Consider the following 20,108-nt stretch of genomic DNA (forward strand, 5'->3'; position numbering starts at 1 on the left):
TCAGTGCAGCGGCGGCGCGTCGTGGATGCGCCCGCAGAGTTCGTCCATCACCACCTGGCCTAAAAAGCTCAGGCACGGGGCGGCCTTCAGCGGCCCGGCGGTCAGCAGGTCGTCGAGCAGCGCGCAGGCAATCTCCAGCCCGCGCGTCCGGCCGTGCTGGCGCAGGTAAAAGCCCTCCAGTTCGGTCTCAATGGCGCGCTCCAGGCGGGCCAGCGTCAGGCCGCAGTGGCGCTTCTGCTCACGGCACAGGGTGAGCCAGGCGCAGGCCACGGCGCGGCGTGACAGCGCGGCGCGCAGCTCAGGGGACAGGGTGCGTGCGTTCATGCGCCGACCTCCCCGTTCATCCAGCCGTCGCGGCAGCGGGTCACCACGTCGTCCAGCTGGCCGGTGATGAGAAACAGCAGCGAGGCCAGCTGTTCGCTGTCGGCAGGCTCCGGCGGGGTGCAGCAGTCGCGCAGGGCCGCCGCGTCACAGGCCAGGCGCCCGGCGTTGCGCAGGTGCTCCAGGCGGGCGAGGTCGTCAAGGGTAATGGTGGCGTGGTTCATGCGCGCACCTCCGCAACCGGCAGGCGGGCAGCAAAGGCCAGTACGTATTCACGGACCAGCATCTGGCGGGCGGCGCGTTCGGTGGCGGCGGTGGCGCGCAGCATCTGCACGCGGGCATGGCGCTCACAGCGGCGCACGGCGGCAAACACAAAGACAAATTCTGAATGCGGGGAATTAAGGACGGTAGCCATAAGGGCAGTCTCCCTGAAGTAGCGGTTAACGCCACCACCGGAGTTCCTACGCTCACTGGTGGTGACCCGGACGGGGGTAGGAATACCGGCCTTCAAGGAAACCGGCCAGCCCGAAGGCTGCCCCGCCCGGGCCACCATTACGAGTACGGCGCAACGGATACAGAACCGTTGCCCGGATAACGGGTGCACTGAGGCTGAGACACAAAAAAAGACGCATGGCGCGTCTGGTGTCGCCAATAAGTAACTCGGGTTCCTACGCCCGGCTGCCGGTTTTACGACAGCAGAAATACTGTACCAGGGAAGGCCCCCGGCGCGCAAGCCGGGGAAAGCAAAGAAATGCAGCATGACGGACAGTCTCAGCGGTGGGTGAAGGTCATGCCGCACGCCCCTGACTCCGGGCAGCGATGCGTTCGTTCATCCAGGCGTTCACCTCGCTGGCCGCCCACGCGACGTTCTTGCCGCCCAGGGAAATCTGCGCGGGGAAGGCGTCACGGCTGATGAGGTCGTAAATCGTTGAGCGGGACAGGCCGCAGACGTGAATGACCTCCGGCAGGCGCATAAAGCGCTCCTGCACCGGCGGCGCGTAAGGGGCTGACGGGGCCGCCGGGGCGGAAGATGGTGCGGTTAAAACAGTGTGCATGGGCTACCTCTCGTTGATTCCATACAGAGCCGGGCGGATACGTCCGGCATCGGGCAGCTCTGTATTCTGAGCATATTTTTGTGGGAATCAACAAGGCGGGATTGTGTCACCACCCTTACAAAATGGTCATTTACTGCTCATGTAAAACGAATACAAACGAATAAAAACGTATAGAGACGAGGTAAAACCAGGACTTAGTTTCTGGCTATTGAAAGTGAAAGATCAAAAGGAAATAACGCTGATGAATGTCCGGTGGGCTTTTTTAAGACGGTGAACGATGGTGAACAGTGGGTGAAGGATTCTTTTTAAACTGTTCACCCTTTAATTTACTGTATTACTTATTTTTTTCTTTCTGATGAAGAAAGGTGAAGGATTTATATAAAACTAAAAGTGGAGTGTGGGTTTCGTGAGACCTTTCCCTGGCTGGCCAGAAGAAGGGCTTTTGTCTGAGCCGTCACACAATGTCATCCGGTGGCACCGCCTGTGCCAGCCCCGGCACAATTGACTGACTGAAAACGACCAGACAGGAAAACGAAATGGCCCTGAAATGTCCCGAATGCGGTCAGGTGGCTCATACCCGGACCAGTTCTTATGAAGCACCGTCCGTAAAGCGCACCTGGTACCAGTGCCGGAACCTTGACTGCTCCTGCACATTCACCGCGCTGGAGAGCGTTGAGAGAATCATCATGAAGCCCGGCAGGCCTGCAGCCACAGAGCCAGAGGTGAAGAACGGCACGGTACGTCAGCCGCAGACGCTCGGCCGCTACGGCTCAGCCTGTTCCCGCAGGGACCGGCACGCACAACCCTGAAAGAATAAGGCCAGAAACATCTAATGCCCGGCACCTGCCGGGCTTTTTTATCTCTGTTGCGTGAGTGCATGACTATGCTGCATGAAATCGCATGAGTTTCCGGCACCTGAAAACGGCAGCAAAGGCCAGCAGCGGTGCAGCCCGGAGTCATTAATGCAGGTGCATGAAAACCGCTACATGAAGTGCGCAGGCGTGGCGGGGCTACGAGAGCGCGCAATAGGGTAAAAGTAAGTAGTTCGTTAAAGTACAGGTCAAGATCATAATCAACTCGGGTAGTGAGTTACTTGATGCGAAAGAATTTTTTATACGGTAACTGATTTTAAATTAATGATGTGCGGGGGATACAGACTTTTCAAAAGAATTCAAAAATGGGAATTAACTTTATCTATTTATGCTTTTCTATTTCTACATAGCTCGACGCAAACCACTCTACAGGTTTTTTATTCTTCAAATCTTGCCCGTCGAAATTTTCATCAGGTGTCGATCTAAATACGATATAATAAATCCCAGGTTTTTTTAACCCTACTATGTAACTTAAGTTTTTTTCTGCACCAATTAAAACGTGAGTTTTTGATAATGACTTGTTTTTTGTATTGCTTTTAGCTTCCTTATCTCTTATTGAGGTGTAAAGAACTGGCGTTAACTTCTCCGATTGCTCAATCGAATCTCCAGTTGCCTTAACCTTGTATACTGTCACTGAGCCTTTGTCTGTATCAAAGGCCAATGGGCGTTTTCCATTGTTTTTTATATTTATATTTATTATGATCCCTAATTGAGTTTTTAAAGGAGTTGCATTAATAGTAATGCTACTAGAATCTGTGCCTTTGATTTGCTCTTTAATCTGCTTCAATTCTTCATTAGCTTTTGAAAGCTGGATTTCTGCATTACTAGCCATCTCTAGGGCTTTGAATGTATATAAAGCCCACCCGCCACCGATTATGATGGCCAGAGAAATGACAACATAATGAATGCCTGATAAGAAATTGTTAGACTTATCATGGTTATCCCACCATTTTTTAAAAAATCCCATTTTTCCTCCTTACATCCCTTCAAAATCATCAGGTTCAACATCAGCATCGTTCTCAACATCATCTGTCTGTGAGGTGCTCCGTTCTGTTTTTTTACTGATTTTTTGGTTAGGTACATGTAAGTCTAGGCCTGCTTGTACTTCTGTAAAACTCTCATCATGTTTAACTTTATCGATTAACAAAGTGATAGCTTCTCTATTAGCTTCAACAAATTGCTTATCTTGATCATTAGCGAAAGTAGGTTCAATCCCAAACATAAATAGGAACGTAGCAATTACTATCAAGCTTTTGAGACGATGACCGGAAGTTTTAGCCCATAAGTCTCCGGGTGAAAGAAATACTTGTTGCGTTGTTACAGTAAATGCTCTGTTTCGACGCAATTCAATGTAATTTTCCTCAAATATTTTTATTAATTTTTCGCTTGAGGTTTCTTCAATGTTAATTCCAGCTAACGTTTCGGCTATTGCCTCTATTTTATTTATGATTATGGAGTATTGTGCAATATCGAGGTTGTTGATTCCATCTTTCTGCTCAATACGAGAGGATATATAAGCCTCACCTTCGGAAATGAAAGCAACTGACAACCAATGATTTAATTCCTTCCAGTGTTCATTGGCTGAGAATACAGTTTGATTAGCACGAAAGCTATTATTTATAGCTAATGAAAGTTTGTTTCTCATCTGGGATCTACCCCAGTCAACTTCTCTTCTCAAGCTGAACTTCAACATCAAGTCGCTAGTAGTGCCATCGATATTTTTGAGAGTTACATTGTCGGCGCACTTATATGGTTTTGATTTGATAACCCCAACAATAATTCTTTTTCCATCAAGGGTTATAACCACGTCGCCTATTGACATCTGATTGATAAATCTATTTACCTGACCTGCTTTATTTGAGGCTGAAGCTAAACTTTCTTTTTTTTCCAAAAGAGTATTTTTATATCTAAGGAGAAGTGTCTCGACAGCATCTGAATTATTTAATGTTTCATCGTTGTAGTCCATATTATCTATGTGACCAATTGCAACGATAGAATTGTGTACGAAATGATCGTAGAAGACTCCGCTATCACCTGAGCGAACGACCCAGAATTTAGAGTTTTTAGGGATATCTTGAATAAACATTTTTCGTCCTTGAATTAGTTGGTTAATTTAAGATTTTAGTGATTTTTTTTAATTGTGCAATCAAAGTTGGCTATTATTTTGATACAAATTTACCCCACCAACTCATTAATTCTTTACGTTGAGTAAGATAAGTTGTCCGATTATAGGCTCGCCTAACTTCATTCTTATCACTATGAGCCAGAGCAGCTTCAATGACATCAGCCTTGAAACCGTATTCATTCATTGCTGTACTAGCAATCGAGCGTAACCCATGTGCGACTAACTTACCACCATATCCTATTCGTTTTAAAGCGGCATTTGCTGTTTGACTATTCATTGGTTGCTTAGGATCATTCCTGCTAGGAAAAACATGCTCTCGATGTGCGCTCATAGGTTTCATGATATTTAGAACTTCGACTGCTTGAGCTGATAAGGGGACAACATGTTCACGTTTAGCCTTCATTCTTTCAGCAGGAATAGTCCAAAGCTTAGCGTCAAGATCGATCTCTACCCATCGAGTACCAGAGGCCTCTGAAGGGCGTACAAGAGTCAGGAGCTGCCATTCAATCAGGCAGCGAGTTGGGATGGAAAGATTCGAGATTAAAAGCGAACGCATAAGTTTAGGCAATTCCTCAGGCCGCAGCGTTGGCATATTCTGCTTTTTGGGTTTTTCAAACGCCATACCGATCCCAGATGAAGGATTAGCATCAATCAAACCCGTGTTAACAGCATAAATCATAATCTCGTTAATTCGCTGTACCAAGCGGCGTACTGTTTCAAGAGCACCACGGGCCTTGATCGGCTCCAATGCTTCTACGAGCTTTCGGGCTTTGATTTCCTGAACCGGAATCTCGCCAATGGCAGGAAAAACGTCTCTTTCAAGAGAGCGCCAAATGTCCTTCGCGTAATCCGGCGTAACGCTGGCCTGTTTCAAAGTAAACCAGTTAGCCGCCACGGTTGAGAAAATGCTGTCTAAGGCAATCTGCTGCTGTTCTGTGGCCTGTTCGGCCTGAGCTTGTGGGTCAATGCCGTTTGCTAACAATGAGAGGTATTCAGCGCGTAGGCGTCGGGCATCGGCCAGCGACAGAGCAGGGAAGGCACCGAGGCCCATCATGGTGCGCTGTTTTGTCGCTGGCCTTTGATAACGGAAACGCCAAAGCTTCTTTCCTGTGGTTTTCACTACCATAAAAAGTCCGCCGCCATCATGCAGCGTCAGATCTTTATCAATGGCTTTGGAACGAAGTATTTCTGTGTTGGTGAGAGGGCGCGTAGTCCTTGCCATGCGGGGCTTTCCTGCGTAAATTGGTATACGTTATTGGCATATATTCTAACGTATACCAATTCGTATACCAATAATCACTGGATTTAGCCGGAATTCCTCGGACAATTACAGACACAAAAAAGCCCGCAGGGCTTGTGCCGTGCGGGCTTTCAGGATTTCACCGGACGTATCCGGATCATTGTGTGGTGGAGCTGGCGGGAGTTGAACCCGCGTCCGAAATTACTACACCGTCGGCACTACATGCTTAGTCCAGTCTTTACATTCGCCGGTCAGCTGCGGACGGACACGCCACTGACAGACTAGCCTGATTAAGTTTAACGCTTCAACCCCAGGCAGGGCATCCACGCGATCTCTTTTGGGTTTGACCTCTCTTGATCCCCGTCCTAAGAGCGGAGGCTAGGGAGAGAGGGCTCTCAGCAGGTTATTAAGCTGCTAAAGCGTAGTTTTCGTCGTTTGCGACTATTTTTTTGCGGCTTTTTACGAGGCCAACCGCCCCTCGGCATGCTCCTAAGGCTTCACAATCCCGTCGAATCCAGAATCAGCCCCAGAACTTTAAATACTAGCAAAAAAGCGTATCGAATTCCAGTATTTAACGATTGGCATTCTTCATAATACGCGCTTTGTCCATTTGCCATTCGCGATCTTTGATGTCGTTACGCTTGTCGTGCTCTTTCTTACCGCGAGCCACGCCGATTTTTAACTTACACCAGGCGTTTTTCCAGTAGAGCGACAGCGCGACAACGGTATAGCCCTCGCGATTAACGCGGCCATACAGTGAATCCAGCTCACGCTTTTTCAACAGCAGTTTACGGCTGCGTGTAGGATCGCAGACTACGTGCGTTGAAGCCACGGCGAGCGGCTGGAAGGTTGAACCGAACAGATAGGCTTCGCCATCGCGCAGCAAAATGTAGCTGTCGCTGATGTTCGCTTTACCTGCACGGAGTGATTTAACTTCCCATCCCTGTAGCGACAAACCGGCTTCGAACTCTTCTTCAATGAAGTATTCGTGGCGGGCGCGCTTGTTCATGGCAATGGTGGCAGAACCGGGTTTGTGTGCTTTTTTCTTTGTCATAATGCCGCGTATTTTACATCACTTGGTCGGTTATCGCATCCCCAGTCCAGCGGGGCAGCAGGAAACAGGGTATTCTAGCACACCATGACAATGAGGAATTTTTGTTTAATCGCTGAAAATGCTATTATTTAGCGGTTTTGTGACGAACAGGAACCATTATGGCTCAGATTAGTCGTTCGGCGCTGGTCCCCTTTAGCGCCGGACAAATGTACCAACTCGTAAACGATGTCGATGCCTACCCGCAGTTTCTGCCGGGCTGCACCGGTAGCCGCGTGCTGGATGCCTCTGAAAATCAGATGACGGCGTCAGTCGACGTGTCTAAAGCGGGCATCAGTAAAACCTTTACTACCCGTAATACGCTGACCGACAACCAGAGCATTCATATGCAACTGGTCGACGGCCCGTTCCGCAAGCTGACCGGCGGATGGCGCTTTATCGATCTCGGCGATGATGCCTGTAAGGTCGAACTAAGCCTGGAGTTTGAGTTCACCAATATGCTGGTTGAAATGGCATTCGGTCGCATCTTCAAAGAACTGGCCAACAGCATGGTGCAGGCGTTCACGCAACGCGCCAAAGAGGTTTACAGTGCCTGATATCTCGGTTGAGGTGGTGTACGCCCTGCCTGAAAAACAGTATCAGCAGTACGTAAAGCTGGAAGAGGGCAGTACGGTCGAGCAGGCCATCAAAAAATCGGGTTTGCTTGAGCTGCGGCCTGATATCGACCTTGCCAGCAATAAAGTGGGCATTTACAGCCACCCGGTGAAACTGACGGATATCGTGCAGGAAGGCGATCGGGTTGAGATCTACCGCCCGCTGATTGCCGACCCGAAAGAACTGCGTCGTCAACGCGCAGAACGCGCGGCCAGCAGCAAGAAATAACCGGTCAGATCGAAGAACATGAAAAAGGCGCTGATGAGCGCCTTTTTGCTTTCTGCGGGTTAATCACCGCCGCGATAGCGACGGTCAGAATCAACCGTTAGCCTTCTTGCGAGGACAGGGCAGGTTTATTGTCGATGTTGGTCAGCACACCGCTGCGGTCGAAGGTCAACGTCAGTGTCTGCTGTTTGACTTTCTCATGGCCAGGTTCCTGACGGAATACGTAGTACCAGACATTGCTACCAAACGGATCTTTCATCATCGGCGTACCCAGTGTATAGGCCACCTGCTGCTGAGTCATGCCGGTATGAATCTTGGCAACATCATTGGCAACCAGATAGTTTCCCTGATTGATATCGGGACGATAAACCACGCGCTCTAAAGTGGAGCATCCGGCGGTCATCATCAACATTACCACTGCCGCGGCAGTCAGCGTTTTACAGCGCATCTATACATTCCTTTTCTGGGGCCAAACGCCTTTTACAGGCTGTTCTTCTGCCATCAAATTCTGAACTCTGCCTGCGGCAGGCTTTATTATTCAGGCGACAATAGCTGTCGATGATAATAAACCTTTTCGCTATTGGAAACCTCTACAGAGCATGCATATGACCACGCTGTGTTAAAAAAGTGCATATCAGGCGGCTAAAAGTTCTTTAGCATTAGCCAGCGTGTTGCGGGTGACCTCGCTGCCGCCCAGTAAACGCGCCAGTTCCTGCAAACGTGCGCGCTTGTCCAGCGGCTGCATATGGGTTTCCGTCATTTCGCCGTCAGTCTCTTTGCTGACAAAGAAGTGCTGATGTCCGCAACCGGCGACCTGCGGCAGGTGCGTAACGCACATCACCTGTGTTGATTCGCCCAACTGGCGCAACATCTTGCCGACGACGGCGGCGGTAGGGCCGCTGATGCCCACGTCAACTTCGTCAAAGATCATCGCCGGGGTTTCCATCTTGCGGGCCGTAATCACCTGAATGGCCAGCGCAATACGTGACAGCTCACCGCCGGAAGCAACTTTGCCCAACGGCTGTAAAGGCTGCCCGGGGTTGGTCGTCACCTGGAAATCAATGCGGCTTGCGCCATCCGCCGTTAACTGATCGGGATTAAACACCAGTTCGATGGCAAAGCGGCCGTGCGGCATCGAAAGCAAATGCATGCTCTGGGTAATTAACTGCTGAAGCTCATCCGCAAAGCGGCTACGTTGTTCGTGCAGTCGTTCCGCGCACTGTAAGGCCGCCTGATAATGTTCGGTGACCAACGTTTGCAGACTTTCCTGATCGCTTTCCTGCTGGGATAACAACTCTGCTTCATCCAGCAATTGCTGATGGAGAGCGGGTAAGCCTTCCGGCGTGACATGGTGCTTACGCGCCAGCGCGATTTGCCGCGAGATACGCTGTTCCAGTTCATAAAGGCGATTGGGATCCAGATCGAGGCTGTCGCAGTAGTGACGCAGTTCGTCGCTGGCTTCGCTCAACTGAATGGCCGCTTCTTCCAGCAGGTTATAAACCCCGCTGACCTTGTCATCCAGTGCGGTAAGCTCTGACAGCATCTGACGTGCGCTGTACAGCATGCTGTTGAGGTTGGTGTCATCGCTGTCAGCCAGAAGCTGAAGTGCCTGCTGGCTGGTTGAAAGCAGCTGTCCGCTGTTGGCCAGGCGTTTGTACTCTTCGTCGATCTGCTCGAACTCACCTGCCTGCGGGGCAAACTCGTTCAGTTCTTTGAGCTGGTACTGCAGTAATTCGCGACGGGATTCACGTTCCTGCGCCTGCTGCTGATGCTGCGCCAGGGTACGGCAGCTCTGATGCCAGGTCTGATACGCCGCACGCATCTCAACCAGCAGCGCGTCATGCCCGGCATAGGCATCCAGCAGGTGTTTTTGATGGTCGGGCTTGAGCAGCAACTGGTGCGCGTGCTGGCCATGAATCTGAATCAGCAACTGGCCTAAATCGCGAAGCTGTGAAAGCGGAACCGCCGTGCCGTTAATAAAACCGCGTGAGCGGCCATCGGCACTGATCACGCGGCGCAACAGGCACTCATTGCCATCATCCAGTTGGTTGTCGCTGAGCCAGCGCTGAGCGGAAGGCGAGGCTTTGATTTGAAAGCGCGCGCATAAATCTGCGCGGTTGGCACCCTGACGCACCATATCGGCATCCGCGCGACCGCCGAGGCACAATCCGAGCGCATCGATAGCAATAGATTTACCGGCACCGGTTTCACCGGTAATGGCCGTCATGCCACGTTGAAAATCAATGTCGAGCTCACGAACGATAGCGAAATTGCTGATGGTCAGTTGTGCCAGCATAGCGTCACCTGTATGAATAAACACATATGGTTTTTCATACAGTATAAACTGGTTTTTTATCCAGTAAAGAGGGCGCGCTCACTTTCAGAACAATTTTTTTGACCAGCCCAGTTTGGAACTCAGCGTGTTGAAATAACTGTAGTTTTTGGGATGGATAAGATTGAGATGGTTTTCGCTGCGGCGGACCAGCACATCTTCCCCTTCCTGAATAGGCAGCGCAATCTGGCTGTCGCAGCTGATTTCCAGGTCGTTGCGGCGGGCCGAAAAGCGCAGGCGAATGGTGCTGCTGCTGTTAATCACCAGAGGCCGGGCCGATAAGGTGTGCGGAAACATGGGCACAATCGTTATCGCGTCCAGCGACGGCGTTAAGATCGGGCCCCCTGCGGACAGGGAATAGGCCGTAGATCCGGTCGGTGTAGAAATGATCAGGCCGTCTGAGCGCTGTGAAAAGGCAAACACCTCATCAATGTACACTTCAAACTCGATCATGTGGGCGACTTTGCCCGGATGGAGTACCACTTCATTAATTGCGCTGCCGATGCGGGGTGAACAGTCGGTTTTGCAGACCTGCGCTTCCAGCAGAAAGCGGCTTTCCACAAAATAATTGCCGTTCAGCACGTCATCAAGCTGATGGTGCGCGTTATCCGGATCCAGATCCGTCAGAAATCCCAGATTGCCGCGGTTGATGCCAATCACTTTTATGTCATACCGCGCCAGTACTCTGGCTGCGCCTAACATATTACCGTCGCCGCCGACCACGACGGCTAAATCCGCCTGCTGGCCGATTTCTGCCAGCGTGCCAGTCTGGACATCGTCCAGTGAGAGTTCCTGCGCAATCTGCTGTTCGACAATGACACGGTAGCCCTTACCGGTCAGCCAGCGGCACAGCATTTCATGCGTGGTGAGCGCGGTGGGATGGCGTGGATGGCCCACAATTCCAATGCAGTTAAAGTGTTTGTTCATCGAGTGGGTCTTCCTCATAAGCCAAATCGGCACGATGATGTGACGTGTTCCCTTGAAACCGCCAAACCAATCCCCATAATAAGCCAACCAGCGAAGTGAATGTGCAAAACGCGGAGAAATTCATGAGTAGTAAAGAACAGAACACCCCAAACGAGCAAGTCTCAGACGAAATTCAACAGGAACAACAGCAACCTCAGGACGCGGAGACAGCAGGTGAGGTGGATCCGCGTGATGAGCGCATTGCTCAGCTCGAAGCTGAGTTAGCGCAGTTGCAGAACGGCGTGCGTGACGCGCAGCTGCGTGCACAGGCAGAGATTGAAAATGTGCGTCGTCGTACCGAGATGGACATTGAAAAAGCGCACAAATTTGCGCTGGAGAAGTTTGCCAACGAGCTGCTTCCGGTGATTGACAGCCTGGAGCGTGCGCTGGAGCTGGCGAACAAAGAAGATGAGAAATCCGCTTCGATGGTGGAAGGCATTGAGCTGACGCTGAAATCGCTGCTGGGCGCAGTGCGTAAATTCGGTGTTGAAGTGGTCGGTGAAACCGGCGTCCCGTTCAACCCTGAAGTCCATCAGGCGATGTCGATGATGGAATCTGACGAGGTGGAGCCTAACCACGTGATGATGGTGATGCAACGCGGTTATACCCTGAATGGGCGTCTACTGCGTCCGGCCATGGTTGCAGTGGCCAAGGCGAAAGCCTGATTGTAGCCTCATCTCACAACGGCCGCGCACTGACGCGGCCGTTGTGTTCAGGCTGCCGGGTCAGGTAAAACTGGTGTCCAGTCAACAGGATCTCTGCCGCTTTCTTTTAACAGGGCGTTAGTTTTTGAGAAATGCTGGCAGCCAAAAAAGCCGCGGTGTGCCGAAAGGGGAGAAGGATGCGGCGCCTGCAACACATGATGGCGCTGGCGATCAATGATGCTGCCTTTCTTCTGCGCATGCGAACCCCACAGTAAAAAGATTACCCCTTCACGCTGCGCGTTAATCGCGTCAATCACCCTGTCGGTAAAGGTTTCCCAGCCCAGCCGGGCATGAGAATGCGCTTTGCCCGCTTCCACCGTTAACACGGTATTCAGCAACAGCACGCCTTGCTCTGCCCAACTGGCCAGATAGCCATGACTGGGTTTCTCAAAGCCCGGAATATCCTGCTGCAGCTCTTTATACATGTTCTGAAGGGAAGGCGGAATGGGCACGCCCGGTAATACAGAAAAAGCCAGACCATGTGCCTGATTCGGCCCGTGGTAAGGATCCTGACCCAAAATCACCACTTTCACATCGCCTAACTCCGTTAAGCGAAAGGCATTAAAGACGTCTTTTTGCGGCGGATAAACGGTCACGCCTGCAGCCCGCTGGTTGGCGACCTGTTTCAGGGTTTCAATGAAATAGGGCTTCTCTTTCTCTTCAGCCAGCACATCGTGCCAGGTCAGCTTTGCAGCCATAATCAACTCCCTTGTGTTCTGAACGCTAAGCTTAGCTGTTCAGTATCCAGACATGAAGCCTAAAATTATTTTAAAAATTCAATAAAATGTAGTCCCGCTACGTTTTAAAAATCAATCGCTTAGCAATGTGGCCAAAAAGCGCCCGATTGTACTTGATTCAGGTCAAAACTAACGTCATGAGCGAGTGATATACCAGTTGCTCATCATTGATTTATTGACGGTATTGGTCCAGCCAATGCCTTGCAGGAGAAACTGAGATGATCACAGGTATTCAAATTACCCAGTCACACAATCCGGCCTTAGTGAATTCGTTCTGGCTGTTAGATGAAGAAACCGCTCAGGCACGCTGTCTGTGTGCCGTAGCAGGCTATCAGGACGATCAGATTGTCGCGATTGGTGAGTTAGGGGACATGGCTTACCGTGAAGTACCGGTCGAGATTAAACCCCAGGTGCGCGTGGAAGGCGGGCAGCACTTAAACGTTAACGTCCTGCGCCGTGAAACGCTGGAAGACGCCGTGAAACATCCTGAGAAGTATCCGCAGCTGACCATTCGTGTTTCCGGGTATGCCGTGCGCTTTAATTCGCTGACGCCTGAACAACAGCGTGACGTCATTGCCCGAACCTTTACGGAAAGTTTATAAACTGCCTGTGTGCTGAAATAAAACGCAGCGCCAGAAGGACAAATTTCTACACGTTAACAGACAGATAGAACATGACTGTCGTCGGGTGAAATATCCAGCCGGGCGGCTTTATGATGTTTGATGCTGAATGGAGACGAAACCGGGCTTTACCCACCTGAACAATGAAAAATCGCCTCTCAGGAGGCGATTTTTTTAGAAGCGTGCTGTTTTATTCCGCGTTCTCACTGCCGGATGAGCTGCCACTTGGCTTGCGGCGTTTACCGACATTTTTAAGATCGCGATGGCGTTTTTTCACCCGCGGTTTCTCTTCTTCTTTGGCTTTTCGCTCTGCACGCTTCGCAAGCGCCTTTTTCGACGGTTTTCCGGTAGTTTTTGGCGAAGGCGCACGTGTGACCGGACGCAGCTCGTCAATCACCCGTGCTTTAATCGGCTCGTCAACGTAGCGACTGACTTTACCCAGCAGCAGATGGTCATGGGCTTCGACCAGCGAAATGGCGATGCCTTTACGACCGGCACGGCCCGTACGGCCGATGCGGTGCAGATAGGTATCCGCCGTGCGTGGCATATCGAAGTTAATCACGTGGCTCACATCCTCCACGTCAATCCCGCGTGCGGCGATATCGGTGGCGACCAGCACGTTTACCCGACCTTCCACCAGACGTTTAATCGCCTCATTGCGTTTAGCCTGGACCATTTCCCCTTCCAAGTAGCTGGTGCGGATTCCGGCATCATGCAGCCAGCTGACCAGTTCATGCAGGCGTTCACGTTTACGCACAAACACAATGGATCGGGTCACTTCCGGCTGCTTTAACAGGTGAACCAGCAGTTTGGTTTTGTGCTCAAGATCGTCGGCGCGGTGATACCACTGCTGAATTTTCTTACGCTCGCGACGGCTGGGATCGGCTTCCAGTTCAACCGGTTCGTTCAGCAGGCGCTCGGCAAAATCTTTAATATGCTCGCCTTCCAGCGTAGCGGAGAACAGCATTGTCTGTTTACGCCAGCGCGTTTCACCCGCGATGGTTTCGATATCCTGGGCAAAGCCCATGTCCAGCATGCGGTCTGCTTCATCCAGGATCAGCGTTTCCACTGCGCGGCAGTCAAAGTTTTCTTCTTTGATGTACTGCAGCAGACGGCCGGTGGTGGCAACCACAACGTCCTGATTTTCGCTGAACACTTCGGCGTGGTTCATAAAGGCCACGCCGCCGGTGATAGTGGCGATATCCAGATGCGTATGTTTCGCCAGTTCCCGCGCCTGGTCGGCAACCTGCATCGCCAGTTCACGGGTGGGCGTTAAAATTAAAATACGTGGCGGGCCAGACTTCTTGCGTGGAAAATCGAGCAGGTGCTGCAACGCCGGTAATAAATACGCGGCGGTTTTCCCGGTCCCGGTAGGTGCCGAACCCAGAACGTCGCGGCCCTCCAGCGCGGGGGGAATGGCAGCAGCCTGAATTGCTGTCGGGCGCGTATAGCCTTTCTCCTGCAGCGCTTCAAGCAGGCTTTCGTCGAGTTCAAGTTCGGAAAATGTGGTTACGGTCATGTTCTACCTCAGTTTGGGGCGCTGATTATAGACAGATCGGACATAATCTTCATCTGTTTATCGGTATTGACTGCGTCAGATTACGTTAACGGCGTGAATTCCCCAACCTGGCACGTTACACTTGGCGCCAGCTATACGGCAGAAAAACAGGTGAATGGTCGCTGAGTATGATGCAGGACAAGCCGCAGGCGCGGCCGCAGTTAAAAAAGAACGGGTTTACCTTCAAGCAGTTTTTTGTCGCACACGATCGCTGTGCAATGAAGGTCGGTACTGATGGCATTCTGCTGGGCGCGTGGGCACCGGTCGCCGGGGTAAAGCGCATCCTTGATATCGGTACCGGTTCGGGCCTGATTGCGCTGATGCTGGCCCAGCGAACGCATTCTGATGTGGTGATCGATGCGGTGGAGCTCGATGCCGACGCTGCGCAACAGGCCAGCGAGAATGCCTGTCAGTCACCCTGGGCTGCGCGTATTCATGTTCATCAACAGGATATCGCGCAGTGGGCGGAAAACAGCAATACGCGCTATTCACTGATCGTCAGTAATCCGCCTTACTTTACACCTGGCGTGGCCTGCTCAACGTCGGCACGCGACAGCGCACGCGCGACCGGTACCTTAAACCATCAGACCTTATTACGTTGCGCAGCGTTGCTCATAGAAGAAGAGGGCTTCTTTTGTGTGATATTGCCTGAGACGACAGGGCAGGAGGTGATTGCGCAGGCACAATCGGAGGGCTGGCATCTGCGCTTTCGCTTCGATGTGGCGGAATATGCTCACCGTCCGCCGCATCGTGTATTGCTGGGGTTTTCACCCAGTCCGGGTGAAACCCTGTTTGAACGCCTGGCTATCCGCGATGCCGACCGGCAGTATTCTGACGCCTGGCAAAGCCTGACGCGTGACTTCTATTTGTTTATGTGATCGCCGGGCTGCAGGACGGTCGGTTGCGCTTCCGCCAGCGTATCGGGATAGTCGCGAATAAAATGCAGTCCGCGGCTCTCTTTGCGTTGCAGCGCACAACGCACCATCAGCTCTGCCACCTGTACCAGGTTGCGCAGTTCCAGCAGGTTGTTTGACAGCCGGAAGTGGCGATAGTACTCGTCGATTTCCTGTTGAAGCAGGCTGATGCGGCGCAACGCGCGTTCCAGCCGCTTAGTGGTACGGACAATGCCGACATAATCCCACATAAACAGCCGTAGCTCATGCCAGTTATGCTGAATGACCACGCGCTCATCGGCATCATCCACCTGGCTTTCATCCCATGCCGGTAAACGATCTACGGTCTCCGTTTCAGGTAAGATCCGCATCAGATCCTCCGCGGCAGACCAGCCATATACCAGACACTCCAGGACAGAATTTGAGGCGAGGCGGTTGGCACCGTGCAGCCCGGTATAACTGACTTCACCGATTGCATATAAACAATCGATGTCGGTGCGGCCATGCCGATCGACGACCACGCCACCACAGGTGTAATGCGCGGCGGGCACCACAGGGATTCTGTCCTTTGTCAGATCAAAGCCAAAGGTCAGCAGTTTTTCGTAAATCATCGGGAAGTGGGAACGGATGAAGGCCGGCGGCTGGTGGCTGATATCCAGATACATGCAGTCTACGCCCAGCCGTTTCATTTCATGATCGATGGCGCGGGCGACGATATCGCGCGGGGCCAGCTCCGCGCGTTCGTCGAAGTCAGGCATAAACCGCGAACCATCGGGCCGCACCAGCCAGGCGCCTTCGCCGCGCAGGGCTTCCGTCAGCAGAAAGTTTTGCGCCTGCGGATGAAACAGGCAGGTAGGGTGAAACTGGTTAAATTCCAGGTTAGCGACCCGGCATCCTGCTCGCCAGGCCATCGCAATGCCGTCACCAGAGGCGACATCAGGATTCGTGGTGTACTGATAAACTTTGGCCGCGCCGCCCGTGGCCAGCACGACGGCGCGCGCCTGGCAGGTTTCGACCCGTTCGCGATTGCGGTTCCAGATCCAGGCCCCCATTACCCGGCGGGGGCCCGGTAAGCCCAGTTTGTCTGACAGGATCAGATCCACCGCGTTAGTGCGTTCCAGGATGCGGATATTCGAATGACGCAACGCCTGGCCGACCAGCGTGGTTTCCACTTCCCGGCCGGTGGCGTCGGCGCTGTGCAGAATACGGCGATGGCTGTGGCCGCCTTCTCGCGTCAGGTGGTAACGCATTTCACCGCCGGCCTGAGGATCGGTATCAAACGCCACGCCATGATCGATCAGCCACTGCACGCAGTGCCGCGCATTGCTGGCGACAAATGAAACAGCCTCACGATCGCACAAGCCCGCCCCGGCAATCAGCGTGTCTTCAACGTGAGAATCCACGCTGTCAGTTTCATCAAACACTGCCGCAATGCCGCCCTGCGCATACAGCGTTGAGCCTTCATTAACCTGCGCTTTACTGAGCACAGTGACCCGGTAATGCGAGGCCAGCCGCAACGCCAGTGACAGTCCCGCCGCACCGCTGCCCACAATAAGCACATCACACTGATAATCTGAGGGGGAGAATGTTGTCATAGCGTTTAATTTACTAAACAAGAATGACCCGAGCATAAGCCTTTGATGGTTTTTTGTGAAGTATTTTGAACACGCAAGCAGGCGTAATAGCGGACTAAATCTAATTTATGAGATATATCAAATGGTTAGTTGTTTAACCGTTTAAAATCCGTTTTTCATACCAAACTTAATCGAATACAAGGATTTAAAGATGAAAAAGCGGCTGTCATAGGTTACTCTGCCTGCGATTTGCGCGTGTTACATTGAACGAAAATCAACAAACTGTGTAATCCTGCAGCAAAGCGGCCGAAAATGAACTTTTCGCCACGTAATGACTCAAAGCGCATGCTTGCTCAATAGCTGTGTGCTGGCAGTTCCTTAACGCATAAGAAAGTATTTGGGGAGACTTTACCTCGGATGAGCGAGCAGTTAGCGGACCAGGTTCTGGTTGAACGGGTTCAGAAGGGGGATCAAAAAGCTTTCAACTTACTGGTGATCCGTTACCAGCATAAAGTCGCGAGCCTGGTCTCACGGTATGTGCCTTCAGGCGATGTGCCTGACGTCGTTCAGGAATCATTTATTAAGGCGTATCGGGCACTGGATTCTTTCCGTGGCGATAGCGCGTTTTACACCTGGCTGTATCGGATTGCCGTGAATACAGCCAAAAACTATCTGGTTGCTCAGGGACGCCGTCCGCCTTCCAGCGATGTTGATGCAATTGATGCGGAAAATTTCGAAAGTGCGGGTGCGTTAAAAGAAATTTCGAACCCTGAGAACTTAATGTTGTCTGACGAACTGAAACAAATCGTCTTTCGTACCATCGAGGCGCTTCCTGAGGACTTGCGAATGGCAATTACCCTCAGGGAACTTGACGGTCTGAGCTATGAAGAGATCGCCGTCATTATGGATTGCCCGGTGGGCACGGTAAGGTCACGTATTTTCCGTGCACGTGAGGCCATTGATAATAAAGTTCAACCGCTTATCCAACGTCAGTGATAACGGCTACTGGAAGGGTATTAGGCATGCAGAAAGAAAAACTTTCCGCTTTAATGGATGGTGAGGCTTTAGATAACGCGCTGATTTCAGCCCTGTCTAAGGATGCAGATCTACAAAAAAGCTGGGAACGCTACCATCTGATTCGCGATACCATGCGTGGCGATGTTGGTGAACACCTGCATTTTGATATTTCTGCTCGCGTTGCCGCTGCCATCGAAAACGATCCACAGCGTAATGTGACGTCCCTGATTCCTGAAGCACAGCCCGAGCCTTCTCGCTGGGAAAAAATGCCGTTCTGGCACAAAGTTCGCCCCTGGGCGGCCCAGATTACGCAGGTCGGCGTCGCAGCCTGTGTTTCCCTGGCGGTAATTGTGGGTGTTCAGCACTATAACCAACCCACCAACGGCAGCGTGGAAAGCTCTGACTCACCGGTATTCAACACCTTGCCAGTGATGGGCAAAGCGTCACCTGTCAGTCTGGGGGTCCCCTCGGATATGTTTGGTTCAGGCAATGCCTCACAACAGGTGCAGGACCAGCGTCGCCGCGTGAACGCCATGCTGCAGGACTACGAACTTCAGCGCCGTCTGCACGCCGATCAGCTGCAGTTCGAAACCAATGCGCCAAAACAAGCGCAGGCCAATGTACCGGGTAATCAGTCATTAGGAATGCAGCAGCAGTAATGAAGCCGCTATGGTATGCCGTTAGTCTTCTGACGGGCAGCCTGTTGTGGTCCACTGCCGCCCCAGCGCAGGTTTCTGCGTCTGGGGCGTTATTACAGCAGATGGAGCAGGCAAGTCAGACGCTCAACTACGAATTCGCCTACATCAACGTTTCCCGTCTTGGTATGGAATCGCTCCGTTATCGTCACGCAGTAATCGACGATCGCGTCTATGCACAGATTCTGCAGATGGACGGTCCGCGTCGCGAAGTCATTCAGCGCGGCAACGACATCAGCTATTTCGAACCGGGTATTGAGCCTTTCTCGCTTCCCGGCAATCACATCGTCGATGCGTTGCCATCGATTATCTACGCCGACTTTGCCAAGCTTGATGCGGCTTATGACTTTATTACCGTCGGCCGTTCCCGCATTGCCGATCAAATGTGTGATGTGGTGCGCGTAGTGTCGCGCGATGGCACGCGCTACAGCTATGTTGTATGGCTGGATGTGGATACCAAGCTACCGCTGCGCGTGGATCTGCTGGATCGTGACGGTGAAACGATGGAACAGTTTCGCGTGATCAGCTTCGCGGTGGATGATGGCGTACGCAACCTGATGCAGGGCCTTGAAAAAGCCAATCTGCCGCCGTCGCTCTCATTAACCAAATCAGACAATGCGACGCTGGACTGGGAGCCCGCCTGGCTTCCCGCAGGGATGACGCTCGTTTCCCAAAGCCGGCGTATGCTTCCCGCGTTAAATAAATCCCTTGAATCCCGGCTGTACAGCGATGGTCTGTTTAGCTTTGCTGTAAACGTTACGCCGGCAGATAAAAACAGCGTCGCACAGACATTGCGCACGGGACGTCGTACGGTGGAAACCGTAATACGCGATAATTACGAAATTACGGTCGTTGGCGAGTTACCGCCTGCGACGGCCAAACGTATCGCGGACAGTGTTAATCCTGGGGCAAAAAAATGATGAGAGAATGGGCCACCGTGGTGGCATGGCAGGATGGTATCGCGACACTGCATACCGAAGCCAAAACCTCCTGCAACAGCTGCCAGGCACGCAAAGGCTGTGGCAGCCATATGCTGAATAAGCTGGGGCCAAAGAATGCGCATGTGATGCAAATCGCCAGCAGCAAGCCCCTGGCTCCGGGCCAACGTGTCGAACTGGGCATCAAAGAGAGCAGCCTGCTCGGTTCGGCACTGCTGGTATACATGACGCCGCTGTTTGGCCTGTTTCTGTTCGCGGGTCTGTTCCAGGCCCTGTTCGGCAGCGACCTGGCCGCCGCCTGCGGCGCGCTGTTAGGCGGAGTTGGCGGCTTTATCGTCGCCAAAGGCATTTCCATGAAATTTGGCGATCGTGAGGCCTTCCAGCCGGTTATCCTCAATATCGCCTTGCCCCCAGATGCGCTTCGTGTTGAAAGCGAAGCCTGACCCCTGCTTAAGCCGCACTTGTTGCGGCTTTTGTCTTAAGCCTGACGCGCAAAAAACTGTTTCGTTTCCACGACGTTCCATTCTTTTA

The 20,108-nt window shown here is 52.1% G+C and carries 24 protein-coding genes and 1 other RNA gene; 10 read left to right on the forward strand and 15 right to left on the reverse strand.

Annotation, left to right across the window (positions count from 1 at the left end; translation table 11 throughout):
• The 4 genes from C1N59_RS05270 to C1N59_RS05285 are packed head-to-tail and all read right to left on the reverse strand — an operon-like array spanning position 1 to position 1,376.
• Positions 1–324 carry a DUF5375 domain-containing protein gene (locus C1N59_RS05270; RefSeq protein ID WP_029569062.1) on the reverse strand — a complete coding sequence of 108 codons (324 nt, stop codon included), beginning with the start codon at positions 322–324 and terminating at the stop codon, positions 1–3.
• A complete protein-coding gene (locus tag C1N59_RS05275) occupies positions 321–545 on the reverse strand; it encodes a hypothetical protein (protein ID WP_064373078.1) in 225 nt (74 codons plus the stop codon). The genes C1N59_RS05270 and C1N59_RS05275 overlap by 4 nt, the downstream gene beginning before the upstream one ends.
• The gene (locus C1N59_RS05280) at positions 542–1,081 is read right to left on the reverse strand and encodes a host cell division inhibitor Icd-like protein (RefSeq protein WP_394550784.1); all 540 of its coding nucleotides are present in this window, start codon (positions 1,079–1,081) and stop codon (positions 542–544) included. Before C1N59_RS05280 ends, C1N59_RS05275 begins: the two co-directional genes overlap by 4 nt.
• Positions 1,082–1,109: 28 nt before the next feature.
• On the reverse strand, positions 1,110–1,376 hold the full coding sequence (locus C1N59_RS05285; RefSeq protein ID WP_394550400.1) for a helix-turn-helix transcriptional regulator: 267 nt from the start codon (positions 1,374–1,376) through the stop codon (positions 1,110–1,112).
• 536 nt (positions 1,377–1,912) lie between these two features.
• On the opposite strand from C1N59_RS05285, the gene C1N59_RS05290 reads away from it, so the two are divergent.
• Complete coding sequence (locus C1N59_RS05290; RefSeq protein ID WP_205957212.1) at positions 1,913–2,185, forward strand: ogr/Delta-like zinc finger family protein; 273 nt, start codon at positions 1,913–1,915, stop codon at positions 2,183–2,185.
• 385 nt (positions 2,186–2,570) lie between these two features.
• Here the strand turns inward: C1N59_RS05290 and C1N59_RS05295 are convergent, their stop codons facing one another.
• The 5 genes from C1N59_RS05295 to smpB form a co-directional block, all read right to left on the reverse strand.
• Entirely contained in the window at positions 2,571–3,215 is a 645-nt protein-coding gene (locus tag C1N59_RS05295; protein WP_336716908.1) for a hypothetical protein, read from the reverse strand.
• A 9-nt stretch (positions 3,216–3,224) separates the two neighbouring features.
• Positions 3,225–4,334, reverse strand: a complete 1,110-nt coding sequence (locus C1N59_RS05300; protein WP_394550401.1) for a hypothetical protein — start codon at positions 4,332–4,334, stop codon at positions 3,225–3,227.
• 73 nt (positions 4,335–4,407) lie between these two features.
• A complete protein-coding gene (locus C1N59_RS05305) occupies positions 4,408–5,595 on the reverse strand; it encodes an integrase domain-containing protein (RefSeq protein ID WP_394550402.1) in 1,188 nt (395 codons plus the stop codon).
• A 183-nt stretch (positions 5,596–5,778) separates the two neighbouring features.
• Positions 5,779–6,141: a transfer-messenger RNA gene (gene ssrA / locus C1N59_RS05310) on the reverse strand.
• A gap of 43 nt (positions 6,142–6,184) precedes the next feature.
• Positions 6,185–6,667 carry an SsrA-binding protein SmpB gene (smpB, locus tag C1N59_RS05315; protein ID WP_033740943.1) on the reverse strand — a complete coding sequence of 161 codons (483 nt, stop codon included), beginning with the start codon at positions 6,665–6,667 and terminating at the stop codon, positions 6,185–6,187.
• A gap of 158 nt (positions 6,668–6,825) precedes the next feature.
• Here smpB and C1N59_RS05320 point away from each other — a divergent pair, with 158 nt between their 5' ends.
• Together C1N59_RS05320 and C1N59_RS05325 are read left to right on the forward strand one after the other, a co-directional pair.
• Positions 6,826–7,260, forward strand: coding sequence for a type II toxin-antitoxin system RatA family toxin (locus C1N59_RS05320; protein WP_006120491.1), 435 nt, complete (start codon positions 6,826–6,828; stop codon positions 7,258–7,260).
• Positions 7,253–7,546 carry an RnfH family protein gene (locus C1N59_RS05325; protein ID WP_006120493.1) on the forward strand — a complete coding sequence of 98 codons (294 nt, stop codon included), beginning with the start codon at positions 7,253–7,255 and terminating at the stop codon, positions 7,544–7,546. Before C1N59_RS05320 ends, C1N59_RS05325 begins: the two co-directional genes overlap by 8 nt.
• A gap of 97 nt (positions 7,547–7,643) precedes the next feature.
• Here the strand turns inward: C1N59_RS05325 and bamE are convergent, their stop codons facing one another.
• From bamE to nadK, 3 genes are all read right to left on the reverse strand, one after another.
• Positions 7,644–7,991: an outer membrane protein assembly factor BamE gene (gene bamE / locus C1N59_RS05330; protein ID WP_033740942.1), complete on the reverse strand. Its 348-nt coding sequence runs from the start codon at positions 7,989–7,991 to the stop codon at positions 7,644–7,646.
• A gap of 186 nt (positions 7,992–8,177) precedes the next feature.
• Positions 8,178–9,839 (reverse strand): DNA repair protein RecN, encoded by a 1,662-nt coding sequence (recN, locus tag C1N59_RS05335; RefSeq protein WP_058701191.1) that lies wholly within the window; start codon positions 9,837–9,839, stop codon positions 8,178–8,180.
• Between the two features lie 84 nt (positions 9,840–9,923).
• Entirely contained in the window at positions 9,924–10,802 is an 879-nt protein-coding gene (gene nadK / locus C1N59_RS05340) for an NAD(+) kinase (RefSeq protein ID WP_006120497.1), read from the reverse strand.
• Between the two features lie 122 nt (positions 10,803–10,924).
• On the opposite strand from nadK, the gene grpE reads away from it, so the two are divergent.
• Positions 10,925–11,506, forward strand: a complete 582-nt coding sequence (gene grpE, locus C1N59_RS05345; RefSeq protein WP_006120499.1) for a nucleotide exchange factor GrpE — start codon at positions 10,925–10,927, stop codon at positions 11,504–11,506.
• 47 nt (positions 11,507–11,553) lie between these two features.
• Here the strand turns inward: grpE and ung are convergent, their stop codons facing one another.
• On the reverse strand, positions 11,554–12,243 hold the full coding sequence (ung, locus tag C1N59_RS05350; protein WP_054633312.1) for a uracil-DNA glycosylase: 690 nt from the start codon (positions 12,241–12,243) through the stop codon (positions 11,554–11,556).
• A 257-nt stretch (positions 12,244–12,500) separates the two neighbouring features.
• Here ung and grcA point away from each other — a divergent pair, with 257 nt between their 5' ends.
• On the forward strand, positions 12,501–12,884 hold the full coding sequence (grcA, locus tag C1N59_RS05355; protein ID WP_039340033.1) for an autonomous glycyl radical cofactor GrcA: 384 nt from the start codon (positions 12,501–12,503) through the stop codon (positions 12,882–12,884).
• A gap of 208 nt (positions 12,885–13,092) precedes the next feature.
• Here the strand turns inward: grcA and srmB are convergent, their stop codons facing one another.
• Complete coding sequence (gene srmB, locus C1N59_RS05360; protein WP_033740936.1) at positions 13,093–14,421, reverse strand: ATP-dependent RNA helicase SrmB; 1,329 nt, start codon at positions 14,419–14,421, stop codon at positions 13,093–13,095.
• A 167-nt stretch (positions 14,422–14,588) separates the two neighbouring features.
• Between srmB and C1N59_RS05365 the strand changes: the two genes are divergently transcribed.
• Positions 14,589–15,338: a tRNA(1)(Val) (adenine(37)-N(6))-methyltransferase TrmN gene (locus tag C1N59_RS05365; protein WP_054633313.1), complete on the forward strand. Its 750-nt coding sequence runs from the start codon at positions 14,589–14,591 to the stop codon at positions 15,336–15,338.
• On the opposite strand, the gene nadB is transcribed toward C1N59_RS05365, so the two are convergent.
• Entirely contained in the window at positions 15,323–16,984 is a 1,662-nt protein-coding gene (nadB, locus tag C1N59_RS05370; protein ID WP_054633314.1) for an L-aspartate oxidase, read from the reverse strand. The two genes, C1N59_RS05365 and nadB, sit on opposite strands and share 16 nt — an antisense overlap.
• Before the next feature lie 360 nt (positions 16,985–17,344).
• Here nadB and rpoE point away from each other — a divergent pair, with 360 nt between their 5' ends.
• The 4 genes from rpoE to rseC are packed head-to-tail and all read left to right on the forward strand — an operon-like array spanning position 17,345 to position 20,020.
• Positions 17,345–17,923: an RNA polymerase sigma factor RpoE gene (gene rpoE, locus C1N59_RS05375; RefSeq protein WP_006120509.1), complete on the forward strand. Its 579-nt coding sequence runs from the start codon at positions 17,345–17,347 to the stop codon at positions 17,921–17,923.
• 26 nt (positions 17,924–17,949) lie between these two features.
• A complete protein-coding gene (gene rseA / locus C1N59_RS05380) occupies positions 17,950–18,603 on the forward strand; it encodes an anti-sigma-E factor RseA (protein ID WP_054633315.1) in 654 nt (217 codons plus the stop codon).
• Positions 18,603–19,559 carry a sigma-E factor regulatory protein RseB gene (gene rseB, locus C1N59_RS05385; RefSeq protein WP_006120511.1) on the forward strand — a complete coding sequence of 319 codons (957 nt, stop codon included), beginning with the start codon at positions 18,603–18,605 and terminating at the stop codon, positions 19,557–19,559. Before rseA ends, rseB begins: the two co-directional genes overlap by 1 nt.
• Positions 19,556–20,020, forward strand: coding sequence for a SoxR-reducing system protein RseC (gene rseC / locus C1N59_RS05390; RefSeq protein ID WP_039340029.1), 465 nt, complete (start codon positions 19,556–19,558; stop codon positions 20,018–20,020). Before rseB ends, rseC begins: the two co-directional genes overlap by 4 nt.
• Positions 20,021–20,108 lie beyond the last annotated feature (88 nt).

The sequence above is a fragment of the Pantoea sp. SGAir0183 genome (assembly GCF_043545505.1).

What these genes read in the sequence shown, in the direction of transcription:
- C1N59_RS05270 (WP_029569062.1), bottom strand. Translation starts at nt 324, where the DNA reads ATGAACGCACGCACCCTGTCCCCTGAGCTGCGCGCCGCGCTGTCACGC.
- C1N59_RS05275 (WP_064373078.1), bottom strand. Translation starts at nt 545, where the DNA reads ATGAACCACGCCACCATTACCCTTGACGACCTCGCCCGCCTGGAGCAC.
- C1N59_RS05280 (WP_394550784.1), bottom strand. Translation starts at nt 1,081, where the DNA reads ATGCTGCATTTCTTTGCTTTCCCCGGCTTGCGCGCCGGGGGCCTTCCC.
- C1N59_RS05285 (WP_394550400.1), bottom strand. Translation starts at nt 1,376, where the DNA reads ATGCACACTGTTTTAACCGCACCATCTTCCGCCCCGGCGGCCCCGTCA.
- C1N59_RS05290 (WP_205957212.1), top strand. Translation starts at nt 1,913, where the DNA reads ATGGCCCTGAAATGTCCCGAATGCGGTCAGGTGGCTCATACCCGGACC.
- C1N59_RS05295 (WP_336716908.1), bottom strand. Translation starts at nt 3,215, where the DNA reads ATGGGATTTTTTAAAAAATGGTGGGATAACCATGATAAGTCTAACAAT.
- C1N59_RS05300 (WP_394550401.1), bottom strand. Translation starts at nt 4,334, where the DNA reads ATGTTTATTCAAGATATCCCTAAAAACTCTAAATTCTGGGTCGTTCGC.
- C1N59_RS05305 (WP_394550402.1), bottom strand. Translation starts at nt 5,595, where the DNA reads ATGGCAAGGACTACGCGCCCTCTCACCAACACAGAAATACTTCGTTCC.
- smpB (WP_033740943.1), bottom strand. Translation starts at nt 6,667, where the DNA reads ATGACAAAGAAAAAAGCACACAAACCCGGTTCTGCCACCATTGCCATG.
- C1N59_RS05320 (WP_006120491.1), top strand. Translation starts at nt 6,826, where the DNA reads ATGGCTCAGATTAGTCGTTCGGCGCTGGTCCCCTTTAGCGCCGGACAA.
- bamE (WP_033740942.1), bottom strand. Translation starts at nt 7,991, where the DNA reads ATGCGCTGTAAAACGCTGACTGCCGCGGCAGTGGTAATGTTGATGATG.
- recN (WP_058701191.1), bottom strand. Translation starts at nt 9,839, where the DNA reads ATGCTGGCACAACTGACCATCAGCAATTTCGCTATCGTTCGTGAGCTC.
- nadK (WP_006120497.1), bottom strand. Translation starts at nt 10,802, where the DNA reads ATGAACAAACACTTTAACTGCATTGGAATTGTGGGCCATCCACGCCAT.
- grpE (WP_006120499.1), top strand. Translation starts at nt 10,925, where the DNA reads ATGAGTAGTAAAGAACAGAACACCCCAAACGAGCAAGTCTCAGACGAA.
- ung (WP_054633312.1), bottom strand. Translation starts at nt 12,243, where the DNA reads ATGGCTGCAAAGCTGACCTGGCACGATGTGCTGGCTGAAGAGAAAGAG.
- grcA (WP_039340033.1), top strand. Translation starts at nt 12,501, where the DNA reads ATGATCACAGGTATTCAAATTACCCAGTCACACAATCCGGCCTTAGTG.
- srmB (WP_033740936.1), bottom strand. Translation starts at nt 14,421, where the DNA reads ATGACCGTAACCACATTTTCCGAACTTGAACTCGACGAAAGCCTGCTT.
- C1N59_RS05365 (WP_054633313.1), top strand. Translation starts at nt 14,589, where the DNA reads ATGATGCAGGACAAGCCGCAGGCGCGGCCGCAGTTAAAAAAGAACGGG.
- nadB (WP_054633314.1), bottom strand. Translation starts at nt 16,984, where the DNA reads ATGCTCGGGTCATTCTTGTTTAGTAAATTAAACGCTATGACAACATTC.
- rpoE (WP_006120509.1), top strand. Translation starts at nt 17,345, where the DNA reads ATGAGCGAGCAGTTAGCGGACCAGGTTCTGGTTGAACGGGTTCAGAAG.
- rseA (WP_054633315.1), top strand. Translation starts at nt 17,950, where the DNA reads ATGCAGAAAGAAAAACTTTCCGCTTTAATGGATGGTGAGGCTTTAGAT.
- rseB (WP_006120511.1), top strand. Translation starts at nt 18,603, where the DNA reads ATGAAGCCGCTATGGTATGCCGTTAGTCTTCTGACGGGCAGCCTGTTG.
- rseC (WP_039340029.1), top strand. Translation starts at nt 19,556, where the DNA reads ATGATGAGAGAATGGGCCACCGTGGTGGCATGGCAGGATGGTATCGCG.